Source organism: Intestinimonas massiliensis (ex Afouda et al. 2020), assembly GCF_900626285.1.
GTDB lineage: Bacteria > Bacillota > Clostridia > Oscillospirales > Oscillospiraceae > Flavonifractor > Flavonifractor massiliensis_A.
The window spans coordinates 1,029,684-1,046,303 of sequence record NZ_LR131147.1 but is presented as its reverse complement, the minus strand read 5'-3'; the positions used below and the strand labels follow the sequence as shown (position 1 = coordinate 1,046,303).

At 57.6% G+C, this 16,620-nt stretch carries 21 protein-coding genes and 6 tRNA genes; 6 read left to right on the top strand and 21 right to left on the bottom strand.

The window, feature by feature from the left end:
- Positions 1 to 45 precede the first annotated feature (45 nt).
- Positions 46 to 630 (bottom strand): hydrolase, encoded by a 585-nt coding sequence (locus tag E0E41_RS05455; RefSeq protein WP_130869075.1) that lies wholly within the window; start codon positions 628 to 630, stop codon positions 46 to 48.
- 134 nt (positions 631 to 764) lie between these two features.
- On the opposite strand from E0E41_RS05455, the gene E0E41_RS05450 reads away from it, so the two are divergent.
- A complete protein-coding gene (locus E0E41_RS05450; protein WP_130869074.1) occupies positions 765 to 1,445 on the top strand; it encodes a TIGR00266 family protein in 681 nt (226 codons plus the stop codon).
- Between the two features lie 80 nt (positions 1,446 to 1,525).
- Here E0E41_RS05450 and E0E41_RS05445 read toward each other — a convergent pair whose 3' ends face one another.
- The 10 genes from E0E41_RS05445 to E0E41_RS05400 all read right to left on the bottom strand — a co-directional run bounded on the left by E0E41_RS05445 (position 1,526) and on the right by E0E41_RS05400 (position 5,801).
- Positions 1,526 to 2,518: a DUF4179 domain-containing protein gene (locus E0E41_RS05445; protein ID WP_130869073.1), complete on the bottom strand. Its 993-nt coding sequence runs from the start codon at positions 2,516 to 2,518 to the stop codon at positions 1,526 to 1,528.
- Positions 2,515 to 3,072 (bottom strand): RNA polymerase sigma factor, encoded by a 558-nt coding sequence (locus tag E0E41_RS05440; RefSeq protein WP_130869072.1) that lies wholly within the window; start codon positions 3,070 to 3,072, stop codon positions 2,515 to 2,517. The genes E0E41_RS05445 and E0E41_RS05440 overlap by 4 nt, the downstream gene beginning before the upstream one ends.
- A 106-nt stretch (positions 3,073 to 3,178) precedes the next feature.
- Positions 3,179 to 3,252 (bottom strand) — tRNA-Cys (locus E0E41_RS05435).
- Positions 3,253 to 3,284: 32 nt separating this feature from the next.
- Positions 3,285 to 3,360 (bottom strand) — tRNA-Gly (locus E0E41_RS05430).
- Positions 3,361 to 3,455: 95 nt separating this feature from the next.
- Positions 3,456 to 3,531: transfer RNA gene (locus tag E0E41_RS05425), tRNA-Phe, on the bottom strand.
- A 3-nt stretch (positions 3,532 to 3,534) separates the two neighbouring features.
- Positions 3,535 to 3,611, bottom strand: a tRNA-Asp gene (locus E0E41_RS05420).
- A 36-nt stretch (positions 3,612 to 3,647) separates the two neighbouring features.
- A tRNA-Val gene (locus E0E41_RS05415) sits at positions 3,648 to 3,723 on the bottom strand.
- 140 nt (positions 3,724 to 3,863) lie between these two features.
- Positions 3,864 to 4,751, bottom strand: a complete 888-nt coding sequence (gene hslO / locus E0E41_RS05410; RefSeq protein ID WP_130869071.1) for an Hsp33 family molecular chaperone HslO — start codon at positions 4,749 to 4,751, stop codon at positions 3,864 to 3,866.
- Positions 4,752 to 4,756: 5 nt separating this feature from the next.
- Entirely contained in the window at positions 4,757 to 5,503 is a 747-nt protein-coding gene (locus E0E41_RS05405; protein WP_130869070.1) for a class I SAM-dependent DNA methyltransferase, read from the bottom strand.
- Positions 5,493 to 5,801, bottom strand: coding sequence for a YerC/YecD family TrpR-related protein (locus E0E41_RS05400; protein WP_130869069.1), 309 nt, complete (start codon positions 5,799 to 5,801; stop codon positions 5,493 to 5,495). Before E0E41_RS05400 ends, E0E41_RS05405 begins: the two co-directional genes overlap by 11 nt.
- Before the next feature lie 174 nt (positions 5,802 to 5,975).
- On the opposite strand from E0E41_RS05400, the gene E0E41_RS05395 reads away from it, so the two are divergent.
- Both E0E41_RS05395 and E0E41_RS05390 read left to right on the top strand, forming a co-directional pair.
- Entirely contained in the window at positions 5,976 to 6,389 is a 414-nt protein-coding gene (locus tag E0E41_RS05395; RefSeq protein ID WP_130869068.1) for a hypothetical protein, read from the top strand.
- A gap of 138 nt (positions 6,390 to 6,527) precedes the next feature.
- The gene (locus tag E0E41_RS05390; RefSeq protein ID WP_130869067.1) at positions 6,528 to 7,805 is read left to right on the top strand and encodes an adenylosuccinate synthase; all 1,278 of its coding nucleotides are present in this window, start codon (positions 6,528 to 6,530) and stop codon (positions 7,803 to 7,805) included.
- Positions 7,806 to 7,893: 88 nt separating this feature from the next.
- Here the strand turns inward: E0E41_RS05390 and E0E41_RS18470 are convergent, their stop codons facing one another.
- On the bottom strand, positions 7,894 to 8,037 hold the full coding sequence (locus E0E41_RS18470) for a hypothetical protein (RefSeq protein WP_165450507.1): 144 nt from the start codon (positions 8,035 to 8,037) through the stop codon (positions 7,894 to 7,896).
- Between the two features lie 119 nt (positions 8,038 to 8,156).
- Between E0E41_RS18470 and E0E41_RS05385 the strand changes: the two genes are divergently transcribed.
- On the top strand, positions 8,157 to 9,044 hold the full coding sequence (locus tag E0E41_RS05385) for a LysR family transcriptional regulator (RefSeq protein ID WP_130869066.1): 888 nt from the start codon (positions 8,157 to 8,159) through the stop codon (positions 9,042 to 9,044).
- A 106-nt stretch (positions 9,045 to 9,150) separates the two neighbouring features.
- Positions 9,151 to 9,227, top strand: a tRNA-Pro gene (locus tag E0E41_RS05380).
- A 352-nt stretch (positions 9,228 to 9,579) separates the two neighbouring features.
- Here the strand turns inward: E0E41_RS05380 and E0E41_RS05375 are convergent.
- From E0E41_RS05375 to E0E41_RS05355, 5 genes are all read right to left on the bottom strand, one after another.
- The gene (locus E0E41_RS05375; protein WP_130869065.1) at positions 9,580 to 10,128 is read right to left on the bottom strand and encodes a hypothetical protein; all 549 of its coding nucleotides are present in this window, start codon (positions 10,126 to 10,128) and stop codon (positions 9,580 to 9,582) included.
- The gene (locus E0E41_RS05370) at positions 10,125 to 10,685 is read right to left on the bottom strand and encodes an RNA polymerase sigma factor (protein ID WP_130869064.1); all 561 of its coding nucleotides are present in this window, start codon (positions 10,683 to 10,685) and stop codon (positions 10,125 to 10,127) included. The genes E0E41_RS05375 and E0E41_RS05370 overlap by 4 nt, the downstream gene beginning before the upstream one ends.
- 149 nt (positions 10,686 to 10,834) lie before the next feature.
- On the bottom strand, positions 10,835 to 11,389 hold the full coding sequence (locus E0E41_RS05365) for a DNA-3-methyladenine glycosylase I (RefSeq protein WP_130869063.1): 555 nt from the start codon (positions 11,387 to 11,389) through the stop codon (positions 10,835 to 10,837).
- On the bottom strand, positions 11,386 to 12,018 hold the full coding sequence (locus E0E41_RS05360) for a CatA-like O-acetyltransferase, family 2 (RefSeq protein ID WP_130869062.1): 633 nt from the start codon (positions 12,016 to 12,018) through the stop codon (positions 11,386 to 11,388). Before E0E41_RS05360 ends, E0E41_RS05365 begins: the two co-directional genes overlap by 4 nt.
- A gap of 124 nt (positions 12,019 to 12,142) precedes the next feature.
- Complete coding sequence (locus E0E41_RS05355) at positions 12,143 to 12,364, bottom strand: hypothetical protein (RefSeq protein ID WP_207303196.1); 222 nt, start codon at positions 12,362 to 12,364, stop codon at positions 12,143 to 12,145.
- A 114-nt stretch (positions 12,365 to 12,478) separates the two neighbouring features.
- Here E0E41_RS05355 and E0E41_RS05350 point away from each other — a divergent pair, with 114 nt between their 5' ends.
- Complete coding sequence (locus E0E41_RS05350; protein ID WP_130869061.1) at positions 12,479 to 13,168, top strand: alpha/beta hydrolase; 690 nt, start codon at positions 12,479 to 12,481, stop codon at positions 13,166 to 13,168.
- A gap of 71 nt (positions 13,169 to 13,239) precedes the next feature.
- Here E0E41_RS05350 and E0E41_RS05345 read toward each other — a convergent pair whose 3' ends face one another.
- Genes E0E41_RS05345 through E0E41_RS05330 form a run of 4 tightly spaced genes read right to left on the bottom strand, consistent with a single transcriptional unit; the run spans position 13,240 to position 16,503 of the window.
- Complete coding sequence (locus tag E0E41_RS05345; protein WP_130869060.1) at positions 13,240 to 14,826, bottom strand: tyrosine-type recombinase/integrase; 1,587 nt, start codon at positions 14,824 to 14,826, stop codon at positions 13,240 to 13,242.
- A 4-nt stretch (positions 14,827 to 14,830) separates the two neighbouring features.
- Positions 14,831 to 15,988: a tyrosine-type recombinase/integrase gene (locus E0E41_RS05340; protein ID WP_130869059.1), complete on the bottom strand. Its 1,158-nt coding sequence runs from the start codon at positions 15,986 to 15,988 to the stop codon at positions 14,831 to 14,833.
- A 33-nt stretch (positions 15,989 to 16,021) separates the two neighbouring features.
- Entirely contained in the window at positions 16,022 to 16,219 is a 198-nt protein-coding gene (locus tag E0E41_RS05335) for a hypothetical protein (protein ID WP_130870775.1), read from the bottom strand.
- An 11-nt stretch (positions 16,220 to 16,230) separates the two neighbouring features.
- Positions 16,231 to 16,503 (bottom strand): DUF6809 family protein, encoded by a 273-nt coding sequence (locus E0E41_RS05330; protein WP_130869058.1) that lies wholly within the window; start codon positions 16,501 to 16,503, stop codon positions 16,231 to 16,233.
- Positions 16,504 to 16,620 lie beyond the last annotated feature (117 nt).

Here is a 16,620-nt window from a genome sequence, read left to right as displayed (position 1 = left end):
GTCTGCCGTTTCCGGCAGACCGCGATTTTTATCAGCAGAGAACGATTACAGAGCAGCGCACTGGGCCTCGATGTCCGCCTCCTTGGCCTTCATGGCCTGGAGGGTGCGGTCCAGCAGGTCGTTCAGCTCCCAGCCCAGCATTTCGGCGCCCTGGGCGATGGTCTCGCGGGAGCAGCCGGCGGCAAAGCGCTTGTCCTTGTATTTTTTCTTCAGGCTGGACAGCTCCATGTCCTGCACGCTCTTGGAGGGGCGCATCAGGGCAGCCGCTCCGATCAGACCGGTGAGCTCGTCGGCGGCGAAGAGGACCTTCTCCATCTCGTGCTCCGGCTGAACGTCTCCGCCGGTCATGCCCCAGCCGTGGCTCACCACCGCGTGAATGAGGGCGGGGTCCAGATCCCTGGACTCCATGATCTCCCGTACCTTGACGCAGTGCTCGTCAGGGTACTGCTCAAAGTCCAGATCGTGGAGCAGGCCGGCCATGGCCCAGAACGCCGCCTGGTCCCCGTAGCCCAGCTCATGGGCGTACCAGTCCATTACCGCCTCCACCGTAAGGGCGTGGCGAAGATGGAACGGTTCGTGATTGTATTCTTTCAGCAGGTCCAGGGCCTGCTCCCGTGTCAGCTGTGTCATTGACGTGTGCCTCCCATGCAGTTTTTACCATGATAACACAGCTCTTAAGATTTTGTAAAGATGGGGAGGGAGAGGTTGAATCCCTTCGAAAACCGGAATATACTAAATCTATCCAGATAAAAGGAGGGTAACATATGAAGTACGAAATCCAAGGCGAGCCTATGCCGGTGGTGATCTGCCAGCTGGAGGGCGGGGAATCCATGATCACGGAGCGGGGCTCCATGGTGTGGATGAGCCCCAACATGAAGATGGAGACCGGGGCCGGCGGCCTGGGCAAGGCCTTTGGACGGATGTTCTCCGGTGACTCTCTCTTTCAGAATACGTATACGGCTCAGGGCGGCCCGGGCATGATCGCCTTTGCCTCCAGCTTCCCCGGGGCCATCCGGGCGGTCCAGATTGACCCCGCCCACCCGGTGGTGGTGCAGAAGCGGGGCTTCCTGGCGTCGGAGCGCAGCGTGGAGCTGTCGGTCTTCTTCCAGAAGAAGCTGGGGGCCGGCTTCTTCGGCGGTGAGGGCTTCATCATGCAGAAGCTCTCCGGCAGCGGCATGGCCTTTGTGGAGCTGGACGGCTCCGTGGTGGAGTATGAGCTCCGGGCGGGGCAGAGCCTGGTGGTGGACAGCGGAAACCTGGCTATGATGGACGCCACCTGCTCCATGGAGATCCAGATGATCAAGGGCGTGAAGAACGTGCTCTTCGGCGGCGAGGGGCTGTTCAACACGGTGATCACCGGTCCCGGCCGGGTGGTGCTTCAGACCATGCCCATCAGCGGCGTGGCCGACGCCCTGGCCCCCTTCATTAACACAGGCAGCAAGTAAGCCCGCGGACAGACAAAAAGGAACACCAGCCTTAAGGCTGGTGTTCCTTTTTGCGGTGTCACAATGCTGCGGCTGGACGGCTACTGCCTTACCGGAATGGAGACCCCGCAGATTTCGATATGGTCCAGTGCCTCCAGATCAATAAAGGTTTCGTAGCCCTGCACGATCCGCAGTTCTCCCGTTGTGTTGTTGTCGCCGCTGCCTGCCCGGCTGCCGAAGGGGGCGTGCCGGGTTTCCAGCTGCATGACGTTGCCCTCGTGGTCATAAAGAACAATGGTGGGATCTGTGATGTTTGTACCGTTGGGATAGCGCTGGCACTGTCCGATCAGCCCCTCGCCCTGGAAGCAAAGCGTGATGGAAACAGGGGAAACAGTCAGCTCTGTCAGGGTAGCAGTGGTATCCAGTACCGGGACAGTCACCTGCGGCTCCAGCCGGATGCTCTGATCTGCCAGGTCCAGCTTGATATCCCGGAAGGTCCAGCTTCCGTCGAAGTCGCAGACCCCATTGCCATGGCTGATCCTGCCCAGGACCAAGGAAATGGTCTTCCCATCCAGAGACTCCTGACAATTCATCCAGAGGACAAAGCGAAGATGGTTGTCCGTCTCACTGTCATCCGGGACCTGATTGATGTACCATGCCCCGGGATGTCGGGCGCCGTCGCTGACGTCAATGTCGATCTCCTCAATCCCGTAGGGGAGTGGATACCCCTGCTCGTTCAGCGCGATCCCCTTAGGGGCCGTGACCTCTATTCCCACATACAGGCGGTTGTCGTCGCCGATGCAGTCGGTAAGGGTCATGGTCCATCCGTCCACGGTCTGGCTCAGGTTCAGGATCTGACTGTTCTTCTGGTAGACATAGGCTGCGGACTTGCCAAAGTAGGTTTGCAGAACCGGCTTGAGGATAAATACCGCGCCCGTCGTGAGTATCAGCAGACCCGCGATCACCGCCGCGGCCAGACCTGCCCGGAGAAGACCCCTGGGCCTTGCGGCGCGCCGGTCCGCACCCGTCAACGCCTCATCCACATAGCGGGGGTTGATTTCTCCCAAGGCATCCGATAGCTGTTCCCGTGTCATCTCTGAATACCCTCCTTTGACAAATAGTTCCGCAGTTTTGCCCGGATCCGTGACAGCCGGACGGCAGCGTTGTGCTCCGTGATGTGAAATTCTGATGCCAGCTCGGCCAATGAATCAGAAAACCAGTACCGCCGCAGGAACAGAATGCGGCTCCTTTGATCCAGCGTACCGAGAAAGGCGTCCAGCTGTTTGCCCAGCTCTTTTGCATCCCACAGGTCCTCTACCGTCTCGCGGGCCGGGATGCACTCGGCCAGCTCCTCCAATGATATGTCATAAAAGCTGTTGCGCTTTTCCGCAGTGTTCGCTTTATATTTCTTGATGGAGAGATTCCGTACGATCCGGCAGAGGTAGGCCCGCAGCGGGTCTGGCCGATTAGGCGGGATGTTGTTCCATACGGCCAGGTAGGCGTCGTTTACACACTCTTCTGCGTCCTCTTTGTTGTTTAAAATATGGAACGCCAGTTTTTTGCAAATTGTTCCGTACTTCTTCTCCAGCTCCGTAACGGCCGTCTCTGAGCGCAGGAAAAACAAATCAATGATCTTGAGGTCCTCCATTTGCCGCCCTCCTTTCTTCCTCGCTCTTATACTACGGATTCAGACGCAGACGTCACAGCTTTTGCGCAAAAAAGAAACACCAGCCTATTGGCTGGTGTTTCTTTTTTGGAGGCGACACCCAGACTCGAACTGGGGGTGGAGCTTTTGCAGAGCTCTGCCTTACCACTTGGCTATGTCGCCTTATGGATCACAAGAAGTCTTGTGATCATTTTTGGAGCAGGTGACGAGGCTCGAACTCGCTACCTCCACCTTGGCAAGGTGGCGCTCTACCAGATGAGCTACACCTGCATGTCGTGATCCATTCTATGCGGACCACACACACGGGATACCAGAAAAATAAGGGAACCTTCCGGCGAATATGTGGGACATATTCGCCGGAAGGATGGTGCCTCCGGCCGGAATCGAACCAGCGACACGGGGATTTTCAGTCCCCTGCTCTACCAACTGAGCTACAGAGGCAAATGGCGACGCGGAAGGGACTTGAACCCTCGACCTCCGGCGTGACAGGCCGGCGTTCTAACCAACTGAACTACCGCGCCATACGGTAGGGGGTACGGGAGCTCCCAGAAAGGGAGTGGTGGGAACAACAGGGCTCGAACCTGTGACATCATGCTTGTAAGGCATGCGCTCTCCCAGCTGAGCTATGCTCCCGTTATCAAGTCTGCTTTCGGTCAAGCAGCGAAGGTTATTATACTAGAAGCTGCCGGGGTTGTCAACCGTTTCGGCAAATTTTTTTCGATTATTTTCCGTGCCGTCCCCAGGCACGGAATCCGGGGACGGCACGGTTGTTGTTACTGAGCGTCGAGGGAGGCCAGAAGGGCCTCCAGATCCTCCTTGGAATAGGTATAGACCTTGTCGCAGAACTGGCAGGTCAGCTCCGCCTTGCCCTGTTCCCGGATCAGGTCCTCCAGTTCCTGGCGGCCCATGCTGATGAGAGCCCGGCTGACCCGGTCCCGGGAGCAGTAACAGCGGTACTCCACCGGCTCCTCCGACAGGATCTCCAGCTCGAAATCGGAGAGCACCTGCTCCAGCAGGGTCCGGGCGTCGGCGCCGTTCCGCATGGCCTCGGTCACCGGCCCCACCCGCTGGATGCCGTTTTCCACGGCGGTGATCACCTTGTCATCCGCCCCGGGCAGCAGCTGGATCAGGTAGCCGCCGGCACAGAGAACGCTCTGGTCCACATCCACCAGCACCCCCAGGGCGCAGGCCGTGGGAATCTGCTCGCTCTCGGCGAAATAGGAGGTGATGTCCTCGGCGATCTCGCCGGAAACCAGGGGAACGGTGCCCACATAGGGCTCCTTCATGCACAGATCCTTGATGACCGTCAGGGAGCCGTCCCGGCCCACAGCGGCCCCCACGTCCAGCTTGGCCGGCCCCTTCAGGGGCAGATCAACCAGGGGGTTGGTCACATAGCCCCGGGCGTTGCCCTTGCTGTCGGACACCACCGTGATGGAGCCAAGAGGTCCGCCGCCTTTGATGCGGAGGGTCACGGAGCCATTCTCCTCCTTCAGCTGGTTGCCCATCATGGAAACTGCCATCAGGCTGCGGCCCAGGGCGGCGGTGGCTACCGGCAGGGTCTTGTGGATCTGCCGGGCCCGCTCCACCATACCGCGGGCGGAGATGACGGAGGCCTTTACCGGCGCGTTTTTGGTCAGTGCGCGAATGATTGTATCTGTCATAATGCTTAGGTATCCTTTCGTGCGGCGAAGAAGATGCGGCCTTCCCCCTGCCGGGGAGCACGCATACGCAGTTCGCCGTATTGCTTGATCTGCCGGAAACCGGCCTGCCGCAGCAGGTCCTCCAGTTCCTCCGGCTCGTAGGCAAATTCCTCGTGGACTTCCTCCCAGCGCTGCCACAGGTTGCCCTCGGTCCGCTGGAAGATGTCCATGCCGTAGGTACACACCCGCCGCCGGGGGGAGTAATCCGCCCGCCAGACGCAGTAGGCGTTTTCATTCTCATCCAGGAACATCTGCCCGTCCAGGCCCCGCAGCTTGTCCGGGGTATTGATGTCGAACAGGAACAGGCCGCCGGGCATCAAAAAGGTGTGCACACGCTGAAACGCCCGGGCCAGTTTCCCGGACCGGGTGACATAGTTGACGCTGTCCAGACAGCAGACGCAGGCGTCGATGGTGCCGTAGAGGTCCAGCTCCTCCATCGCCTGATGGAGAAAGATGGGCTCCGGATCCCCCACGCCCCGGCATTTTTCCGCCGCCTGGGCCAGCATCTCCTCTGAGAGGTCGGCGCCGATCATCTCATAGCCCCGCTGGGCCAGAAGCCTGGTCAGGCTCCCGGTGCCGCAGGCCAGATCCAGCACCGTGCGGATGGGCAGCTTGCTGCGGGCGAAGTGCTTTTCCACATAGTCCGCCCACCGGCTGTAGTCCACATCCTCTGTAAATTGGTCATAGCACTGGGCTAAATACTCATACGCCATCGTCGCCCTGCATCTCCTTGATCCGGGGCAGGACAGCCTGATAACCGTCTGCTCCGTACTGCAGGGAGCGGTTGACCCGGCTGATGGTGGCGCTGGAGGCGCCGGTGCGTTCTAAAATATCATTGTAGATCATGCCGTCGGATAAGAGCATGGCCACTTCGAACCGCTGCTCCATGGCCCGCAGCTCCGCCACGGTGCACAGGTCGGAGAAGAACTTCTTGCACTCGTCCAGATCCTTTAGAGTAAGGATCGCCTGATAGAGCAGATCGCCGTGTTCACGCTTTTCATTTTTTGTCATAGGCCGTCAGACCTCCCACTTAAAATTGCGATATGATCGTCTTATATTTTACCAAAGTGAAGTATGGAAGTAAACCATTTTTTCACCGCTTTTAGAAAAAATGCATAAACTAAATAGAAAATTATTCCATATAAGGGGGAGAGTGTAATGGAAAAAATAAAGAAGGAGGGACCTGTGGCTTCAGGTATCCGGACCTTGTTGTGGGAGGGAGAGCCGGTGCTGTCCTTTTCGGTGCCGAAGCTGACGCTGCCCGTGACCGCGCCCCGGCGGGTGGAGCGCTACTACCGGCGTCTGGAGCGGATGTGGCGGGAACGGTGGGAGGGGCTCCTTTACCAGCGTGCCTGCGCTGCGGCCCAGACGGCCCGGAGCAGGTCCCGGCCCTTCGAACCGTGGAGCGCCGGCCTGACGGCGGAGGTGTCCAGGGAAGAGGGGGTGCTCCGGGTGCGGTGGGAGGCGGCGGAGCAGGCGGAAGGGCGGCGCTGCGTTCTGAGCCGGGAGGAGAAGTGGCAGCTGCCGGGGGGCATGCCGGTGCTTCCGCCAAAACGCACAGGGAAAAAAGAACGGAAGAAAAGAGAGAAATTCATATAATTTTTTGCGGCTGCCACCTTGTCCAAAGAAAAAAATAGGAATATAATATCCCACGTTGGGCAGGCTCATGATATCGGCTCAACAGTTTGCCGGCGGGAAAAGGCCAATGCGCGAATCCCCGCGGCAGGAGGAAATCGTATGGTAAAGGCAATCGTCGGCGCAAACTGGGGCGATGAGGGCAAGGGCAAGATCACCGATCTGCTGGCCGAGCAGTCTGATGTGGTCATCCGTTTTCAGGGCGGTGCCAATGCCGGGCACACCATCATCTGTGATTACGGGAAGTTTGCTCTGCATCAGCTCCCCTCCGGTGTGTTCTACCCCCATATCACCAATATCATCGGCAATGGCGTGGCTCTGGATGTGAACAAGTTTGCCGCGGAGCTGAAGCATCTGGAGGACGGCGGGGTTCCTGCGCCCCACATCATTGTAGATCAGCGGGCTCAGCTGCTGATGAGCTATCATGTGCTGCTGGATTCCTATGAGGAGGAGCGGCTGGCCGGCGCGGCCTATGGCTCCACCAAGTCCGGCATTGCCCCCTTCTATTCCGATAAATACTCCAAGATCGGCATTCAGGTGGCCGATCTGTGGCATGAGGACCGGCTCAAGGGCCAGCTGGCCCACATCTGTGAGCTGAAGAATGTGCTGCTGGAGCACCTCTATCACAAGCCTCTGCTGGATCCTGATGCCCTCTTTGAAGAGCTGATGGGCTACCGCAAGATCCTGGAGCCCTATGTGGGGGATGGCGTGACGTTTGTCCACCGGGCCCTGAAGTCCGGCAAGCAGGTGCTGCTGGAGGGCCAGCTGGGCTCCATGAAGGATCCCAACCTGGGCATCTGCCCCATGACCACCTCTTCCCATACCCTGGCCGGCTTCGGTACCGTGGGCGGCGGTGTGCCTCCCACGTCCATCAGCGATATCGTGACCGTGACCAAGGCCTATTCGTCCGCCGTGGGCGCCGGTGCCTTTGTCAGCGAGCTCTTCGGCGATGAGGCGGAGGAACTGCGTCATCGCGGCGGCGACGCCGGCGAGTACGGCGCCACTACCGGCCGTCCCCGCCGCGTGGGCTGGTTCGATGCGGTGGCTACCCGCTACGGCTGCATGGTGCAGGGTACCACCCAGGTGGCCCTCACCGCCATCGACTGCCTGGGCTATCTGGATGAGATCAAGGTGTGCACCGGCTATGAGATCGACGGCCAGGTGACCCGCGACTTCCCTGTGCCCGCCCTGCTGGACCGTGCCAAGCCGGTGTATCAGACCCTGCCGGGCTGGAAGTGCGACATCCGGGGTATTACCGATTACAACGCCCTGCCCCAGGCGGCCCGGGACTACGTGGACTTCATCGAGAAGGAGATCGAGGCGCCCATCACCATTGTCTCTACTGGTCCTAAGCGCCACGAGATCTGCTACCGCAAGTAATTGATCTGAACAGATTGGAAGGGGGGTACCGCCTGACGGCGGTACCCCCCTTCGTTATGCTCTCCCCAACCCGTGAGGCAGGTTGCTGTTACACGCCCCGGACACAGTCCCGGAGCGCTCGCCAGGGACTTCCGACCCAGTACTCCTTCACCAGCCCGGCGGGAATTCCCTTCCGCAGCAGCTCATATCCGGCAATTCTCCGGCTGGTCTCCATGGTGATGTTCTTCTTCATGACGATCGCTCCTTTCTTTCCGGCGCTCTTGCTTTCCTTCTGGCTATAGTATACAATAGAAAGCGATATGAAGCAAACGAATCTTTTTCATGATTTACATGATGAAAAGGAATGATACTATGAATCTGACAAAGTATCAAGCATTGCTGAAAACGGTGGAGCTGGGAGGGATCACCCGGGCGGCGGAGGCCATGGGTTATACCCAGTCGGCGGTGAGCCGGACCATCGCGGAGCTGGAGCGGGAGTGGGATATGGAGCTGCTGACCCGCAGCCGGAGCGGGGTGACTCTCAGCTCCAACGGGGAAGCGCTGCTGCCATACATCCAGGCGGTGTGCAATGCAGCCAAGGAGCTGGAGGAGCAGGTGGCGGAGCTCCACGGCATGACCCGTGGTACCCTGCGGGTTGGGACCTTCACCAGCGTGTCCATCCACTGGCTGCCAGCCATTATGAAGGCCTTTCTGGACCGCTATCCCGGCATCCATTTCGAGCTGGTCAGCAGCTGGGAGTTTGCGGAGGTGGAGGACCTGGTGCGCCGGGGGCAGGTGGACTGCGGCTTCCTGCGGCTTCCGGCGGGGGAGGGGCTGGATACCATTCCGCTGCGGCGGGATAGACTGCTGGCGGTGCTGCCTCCCGACCATCCTCTGGCGAATGCTGACAGCTACCCTGTGGAGCGCTTTGCTCAGGACCCCTATATCCGTATTCTGGAGGAGCGGGATGTGGAGATCAGCCGCATTTTCCAGGAGGAGGGGATCCGACCCAATCTGCAGTACAACGTGAATGATGATTTTGCCATTTTGTCCATGGTGGAGCAGGGGCTGGGCGTGAGTATCATGCCGGAGCTGGTGCTGCGAAATAGCAACCGCCGCTTTTCCGCCATTCCTCTGGAGCATCCCCGGTTCCGGGATATCGGTTTAGCGACCCGGAGCGGGAAGGCACCCTCGCCGCTCACCGCCCACTTCCTGACCTGTGTGCGGGAGGTGGTGGCGGGGTTGGAAATGGGCGGATAGCCGCCCATTTCTCCCCTTGACAAAAGGAAGGGGCATCAGTATAATAATACGTGCTGATTCTGCACCTGACTGGAAAAGCGGGGCAGGAAGAGGCAGAAAAGTTCATCCGGGTGTGGCGAAGCTTGGTATCGCGCTTGGTTCGGGTCCAAGAGGCCGTGGGTTCAAATCCCGCCACTCGGACCAAAAATCCGCTATTTTCGTGAGAAAATAGCGGATTTTTCTTGTTTTTTGTTACGAAATTTTGGGTTAAAAAAGTGGCCTCAAAAATTGACCACATAAATACCACAGTCAGGTTTTCCGTTTGACCACTTGACGGGCACCCCTTTTTCGGGAGTGCACGTCTTTTGTTTTCTGCAGCTCAGGATTTGAGAGGGTCACAAGATAACCATGTAAACAACACGACACCTTCAAAGGCCGCATCCCGGACAGTCAGCTGGTGGCTGCGCGTCCGGCGTTCCTCTTGGGACAGCTCTTGCTGCAACACCTTTCTTCTCATGGACAAAAGAAGTGGATGTCTACCCTACAAACCGGAAGTCTATTCTGTCTTTATATTAGGGGATGTATTATCAGAAATTGTCCATTCACCAGATTTTGTATCTTGGGTTAGGTAAAAATACTGTTCTGTATAACCGTCATCCAAAAATGTCTTTGTGTGGTCGTACTCTACATAGTATTTCGCCCATACCACGACAAAATGCTCTGCGAGATATTCGTCTGTCCATCCTCTTGCTTCTGCAAGGTCGCTGCCGGAGTACCTTTCGATCACACGCTCTGTTTCGCTTTCGTCCACTTTAATTTCATCCACGCGCACACAAATTGTATATTCCTTATCGGCTTGTCCTTCAATCGCACTTTGAACAGTTTGGACTGGATCAGTAGATGGCTTCTGGATCCACAGGTCAGATAATCCGAGTTCACACACTACAAAACCGCAAAGAGCTAATAAAGCTATGACGGCAGCAATCAGGATGCCCAACTTTCGAGGCCTTACCTTCGATATTTGTGATTTATCATAAAAAAGAGCTTCATCAACATATTTCGTATCAAGTTCGCTCATGGCGTCGGAAAACGTCTTTGCGTTCATACAAACACCTCCCGTTCTATCAAGTATTTCTTCATCTTCTCGCGGATACGGGTCAGCCGAACGGAGATATTTTTCTCGGTCAGCCCTACAAACTCGGCTATGTCCTTGTAGCTGTCGGCAAACCAATAGCGGCGCATGAAGATCACGCGGTTTTGGACGGTCAGCGTGTCCAAAAACTCTTCGATGATACGGGCTAACTCTTTGGCTTCGATTTCATCTTCCACGGTTTTTGGGTCTGCGATATAGCCCTCGATTTCCTCTAAAGCAATTTTGTAGTGACCGCTTCGTTTAGCTGCTTCCTTTCTCCAATACAGTTTGAGGGAAATGTTCCGGACGATTTTCAAAAGATAGGATAGCAGCGGGTCGGGGTTTGCCGGAGGAATGGCGTTCCATGCACCGAAATAGGCCTCGTTCACACATTCCTCGGCATCATTCCTGTCATTCACAATGTGATACGAAAAACTGTGACAGGCTTTTCCATATTTTGAGTCCAATTCCTGTATACCCTGTTGGTCACGCGCAAAAAACAGTTCAATGATTTTTTCATCGTCTGTCATCTCACCGCCTCCTTTCCGGCTTCATCTATGTACTACGATTTTTCACTCAAAAACTACAACAAAATCATTCTATGATTCAGGCAGCGGACTTGCAGCATTTGCTGCAGGCCCGCTGCCTGTCCCTCAAAACAACTGCCCCGGCAGCCAAACTATGATTTGATGTGCCTGCAAAAGCAGGCCTCCTCGTGAGAATTGATGACCCCTACTGCCTGGAGATAGGAATAGATAATGACTGTCCCCACGAACTTCATGCGCCGGCGCTTCAGGTCTCTGGAAACCATATCTGAAAGCTCGGAGCTTACCTTGCCTGTCTCATAGGCGGTGTTCCCTTCTGTCCAGTGCCAGAGGTAGCGGTCAAAGCTGCCCCACTCCTGCTGGATGGTTCGGAAAATCCGGGCGTTGTTTACGGCGGCACGGATTTTCAGTTTATTGCGGACAATGCCAGGCTCCTGCATCAGCCTCTCCAGCTTCTCCTGGCCGTAGCCGCAGACCTTCTCCAGGTCAAAGCCGTCAAAGGCCTGTCGGAAGGCCTCCCGCTTGTTGAGGATGCACTCCCAGGAGAGTCCGGCCTGGAAGCTCTCCAGGATCAGCATTTCAAACAACTTGTGGTCGTCGTGAACCGGGACGCCCCACTCCTCGTCGTGGTAGCGAATATAAAGGGGATTCTTTGGGTTGGCCCAGCTGCATCTGATTTGTTCCGTCATCGGTTTTTCCTCCCCGCTTGCCGGATTTCTCCCTGCAGCCGCTCCAAAAAGGCTGCGGCAGGGATGCCGTCCATCTGGGTGTGATGAAACTGGAAGGATACCGGCAAGGTGGCGCGCAGCCACTTTTTCCGGTATTTGCCCCAGATGAGAAATGGGTTATTGTAGCATCCGGCGTAGATATTCACCGCACCGTCGATCTCATACCCCGCCAGAGCGGAGGTTCCGATAACCATATAGTCCTCGCCCAGCTCATAGCTCTCTCCGCTCTCGTAAACCTGCCCGGTGAGGCTTCGGTAGTCCCGGTCAAACTGATCCAGGTCAGTGGAAACGGGAAGGTCACAGGTGGCAATGCCTCCGTCCCGGGTGGCCACCACCGTATTGACAGCCAGCTTATCGTACCGCATCAGCTTGTCTCCCACAGGAAGCAGGTAGAAGTCCTCCGTCTGGGCAGCAGCTACTCCGATACACCAGCACAGGAGCATATTGAATTTATAGTTCCGTTTTCGGCTGAGGCGCACCAACGGGGTCACATCCAGGGTCTTCATCAGGGTTACCATAGGCATGGGAGCCTTGCTCCACAGCTCAAAGGCCAGGGCCCGGGGTGTGCTTTTGGGATCAACTTCTCTCATATCCTTCTCCATCCTGTCCATCCACTCTGGGACGCGTTTCTGAAAGGGTAAGTATTATCATACCATGACAGCCATTGAGCTACAATCTGGAATTTGACACAACCACCGTCCCGGTACGATTTTATCACCTCTGTTGTTGAGCCTCCGCCCGGACTTCATCATAGTACCGGCGCACCGTAGAGCGGTTCAGGTGCAGTTCCCTGGCAATCCTGGCCTTGTTGGTCACATCCGGATGTTCCCGAAGGTAGGCGGCGATAGCCTTCTTCCTGGGATTTATCTCGTCGGGATACTCCGTGCTCACCCCGGAGCGGAGGGCGGCGATCTCCGCCTTCATCTCCAGGATCAACTCTTTGAGCTTGTTCTCAAGGCTTTTTCATATACATTCGGCAGGAGCTCTGTTATACTGTGAGCATTCGATGATATTTCATGTTCAGATACACCCGCCGAAAGGGATGAAACGATGAAAACACAACAGTTTCTGATCGGCCAAATTCCGGCCGTTTTATATGGTGAACACGCGGAACGACTATGGCTGTTTCTTCATGGTCAGATGGGGTACAAGGAGGAGGCGGAGGCCTTTGCCAAAATCGTCTGCCCGAAAGGCGCTCAGGTTCTGGGCATTGATCTTCCGGGACACGGAGCGCGTCAGGGGTGGAACGAGGAACTGAACCCCTGGACGGTGGTACCAGAACTGCAGTCGGTGATGGATTGGGTCAAAGTTCGCTGGGATTCCATCTCCCTCCGGGCCAACAGTATCGGCGCTTATTTTGCCATGCTCGCTTTGGACGCACCGGCAAAAGCCCTGCTGGTGTCCCCTATTCTGGACATGGAGCGCCTGATCCTGGATATGATGCGATGGGCCAACGTGACGGAGCGGGAGCTTTCAGAGAAGGGGGAGGTCGCAACCTCCTTTGGACAAAAGCTGTCATGGGCCTATCTTTGCTATGTGCGGGAGCACCCTATCCATGACTGGCAATGCCCCATCTGTATTCTGTATGCCAGACAGGATAACATGACTTCCCGCCAAACAGTGGAGGAATTTACCCGGCATCACGGGGCACAACTTACGATCATGGACAATGGAGAGCATTGGTTCCATACGCCGGAGCAGCGAAAAGTTCTGCAAACATGGGAAGATTCCCACACTTGAACGGGCCTTGCGCACAATCGATTGTCACCAAAACAGGGAACACCTTGCTTTTGAGGTGTTCCCTGTTTACTTTAATTCTGCCTTTGAGCCTCCGCCCGGACTTCATCATAGTACCGGCGCACCGTGGAGCGGTTCATGTGCAGTTCCCTGGCGATCCTGGCCTTGTTGGTCACGTCCGGATGTTCCCGCAGGTAGACGGCAATGGCCTTCTTCCTGGGATTCACCCCGTCGGGATACTCCGTGCTCGCCCCGGAGCGAAGGGCGGCGATCTCCGCCTTCATCTCCAGGATCAGCCCTTTGAGCTTTTCCTCACACTCCTCCCGGGTATGGGCATAGACGTTGCGGGGCCGCTTTTTGCCGTCCGGCCACACCGGGGAGTAGCGGCCCTCCCAGAGGTGTTCGTTGATCTGGCTGACACACCCGGTGCCCGGCCTGCGGCGGGGCAACTCTATGGGTACAAAGGTTTGCTGCTCCTGCCCGACAGCCGCCTGCCGCTCCGGCTCCGGCTGCACCTCCGCCTTTGCGATCCCCTGATCGATGTTCAGGGCAGCTTTCCGGCGCATCTCATCGGTGATGTGGGTATAGGTGTTCAGCGTGGTCGCCGAGGAGACGTGGCCGATGATGGTGGAGAGGGTCTTCACATCCATACCGTTTTCCAGGGACAGGGTGGCGAAAGTGTGGCGCAAGTCGTGAAATCTGACCCGTTTGCACCCTGCCCGCTCCAGAATCACCTGGAGCCGCTTGCGGACATAGCCGGGGTCGATGGGTTGGTCCGGCTTGATGCGGGAGGGGAACATCAATTCAGAGAAGACGCCCCTTTTATACTCCGCCAGCAGCTCCACCATGGCGGGCGGCAGAATGACGGTTCGGTTGGCCGCCCTGGTTTTGGGTTCGCTGATGGCCAGTTTGCCGCCTACGGGACAGACCTGCTTGTCGATACGCAGTTTCCCGGTGGCGAAGTCCAGGTCCTCCCACCGGAGGGCCAGCAGTTCGCCCCGGCGCATACCGGTGGTCAGCTCCAGCAGGAAGAGCTCATACATCCCCTCAGCCTTGGCCTGGATGAGGAAACGTTGAATCTCCTCCTGGGTCAGGATCTTCATCTCTTTTCCCTTCAGAGGTGGGAGCTTGCAGCCCACCGCCGGGTTGGCGTGGATCAGCTTCTCCTCCACCGCCTTGTCCAGGGCCATCTGGCAGACAGCGTGGCAGCTGCGTACCGAACGGTCCGCCATATCGGAGCCCCGCTGCTCCACATTGGCCTTCCGTCCGCTCTCCTTCATCTGCCGGAAGAACTGCTGGAGCTCCGCCTGGGTCAGCTGGTTCAGCGGGATCTCTCCCAGGCCGGGAATCAGGCGTTGGTAGATCCAGCACTCGTAGTTGAGCTGGGTACTGGGGCGGAGTCTGGGCCTAGAGTAGTTCTGATACCAGAAGTCCAGCCAGTCTCCGAAGGGCATGCCGGTCTGAACCTGGACGGGACGAACCACCTGGCAGGTATTTTTCAGCTCCTTCAGCCTGACCACGCACTCCTTCTTGGTTTTGGCCAGCACATTTTTCGTCTTTGGTTTGCCCGCCTCGTCGTAGCCCACCACCACCCGGCCCTCCCAGCGGCCGTCCTTCCGCAGGCGGACGGTGCCTTCGCCCTTCTTTCTCTTGCCTGGCATTTGCTCACCTCACCATGATGTGTTCCAGAAATCCGCCCACGATCTCACTGGCCCGCTTCTGCATATCGCCGGTCACATGGGTATACGTGTCCAGGGTGAAGGAGGCCTGGGTATGACCCAGGATGCCGGAGAGCGTTTTGGCATCCACACCGCTGGCCAGGGCATGGGTGGCAAAAGTGTGACGGAGATCGTGAAAGCGGATGCTGGGCAGTCCGGCCTTTTTCAGCAGCGTTTTCAAGTGACTGTATACGGTGTTGGGATTAGCGGGCTGCTCCGGCCGGAGAGGGTTGGGGAAGATCCATTGGGAGTAGGACTGTTTCTTGCGCTGGGCCAGAAGCTGGGCTGTGCTGGGCGGCAGGGTGATGGTCCGCTTTCCCGTACCCGTCTTGGTCTCACCAGTGACCAGAACTCCGCCCTTCTGAACATGGAGCGTCCTGCGGACAGAGAGGGTTCCGTGGGTCTCATCAAAATCGCTCCACAGGAGGCCGCAGATCTCCCCCTGCCGCAGGCCGGTGGTCAGCTCGGTATAGAAGAAGTCATGCCAGACGCTGTCCGCCTGGATTACCTCCATAAACCGCTCCAGCTGAGCGTCGTTGAGGATCTGCTTGGGGGCAGTTTTCTTTTTGGGCAGGGTGATGCCCTCCGTTGGGTTCCGGGCGATCAGGTTTTCCCGCACCGCCGCGTCCATGGCCTGGTGGAGTACCCCGTGGATCCGGCGGATGGTGCCGCCTGACAGCTTGTATCCGTGCTCCGGATGACACTCCTGCCGTCCGTTTTTCTGGAGCTCTCGGTACAGCCTGCGGACATCCTCCCGGGTGAGCTTCCCCACGGGCTTGTCCCCCAGGTGGGGCTTGATGTTGCGCTCCACATATCCCCGGTATCCCTCCAGGGTGGAGGGACGCACCGAGGGGGCGGCATACTCCTCCAGCCAGCGGTCCAACCATTGGCCCAGAGGCAGTTTGCTGTTTTCGCTTAGATCCACATCCCGGTATTCTTCCATGCTCTGGTGCAGCTTTTTTAACAGCTCTTTCTGTGTCTTGGCGGACACATAGCGGAAGATGGGCGCGCCGCTCTCCTTATGTCCAATGACGATACGGCCCTCCCAGCGGCCGTCTTCCCGCTTGCGCACCATGCCGTCTCCCGACGGCCGTCTCTTTGCCATCTCGATTCACCTCCTATCTCGTATCTCTGTGTGCTACCTGGCTGGGGGAAACCGGTGGGGCTCCGCCACCCGCTGGTAGAGCACAGCGCCGCAGCGGCGGCAGATCAGGTATTGCAGCCGGTTGCCCAGCAGGCCATGCTTTTTGAAGGTCACCAGCGCCTCGCCGTGCTGCCAGCCCAGACCGATGTCCTCGCTCCCGCAGTATTGACACTTCTGAATGGGAAGCTGCATGTTCTTCACGTTCAACCCTCCTCTTCCAGTTCGAGCCGGATACGCTCCGCCTCTACCTCCCGGAGCAGCCCCATGGCCAGCCGGAACCCGGCCTCGAAGCTGGCCTGAGCTAGGTTCGCTTTCAGCTGGTCCTGCGCATCCACCAGGCGCATCAGCTCCCGCCGCTGCGTCTGGTCCAGCCAGTCCCGCACTTCCTGGCGGGTATGTTCAATTTCTTCTTTCAGTTCACTGAAGTCCGGTGCCCGGAAGTAGCGCCGGTACAACTCGCTCATGTAGTAGCCCATGTGTGCCGCCTCCTTATCAGCAACACACAATACCCTAACCCGGTCCCGATATCCACCCCTTATCCGAAACTTTTTCAGAAAGATTTCCCCGGTGCGGAGAGCCTTTTTTCTTTGTAT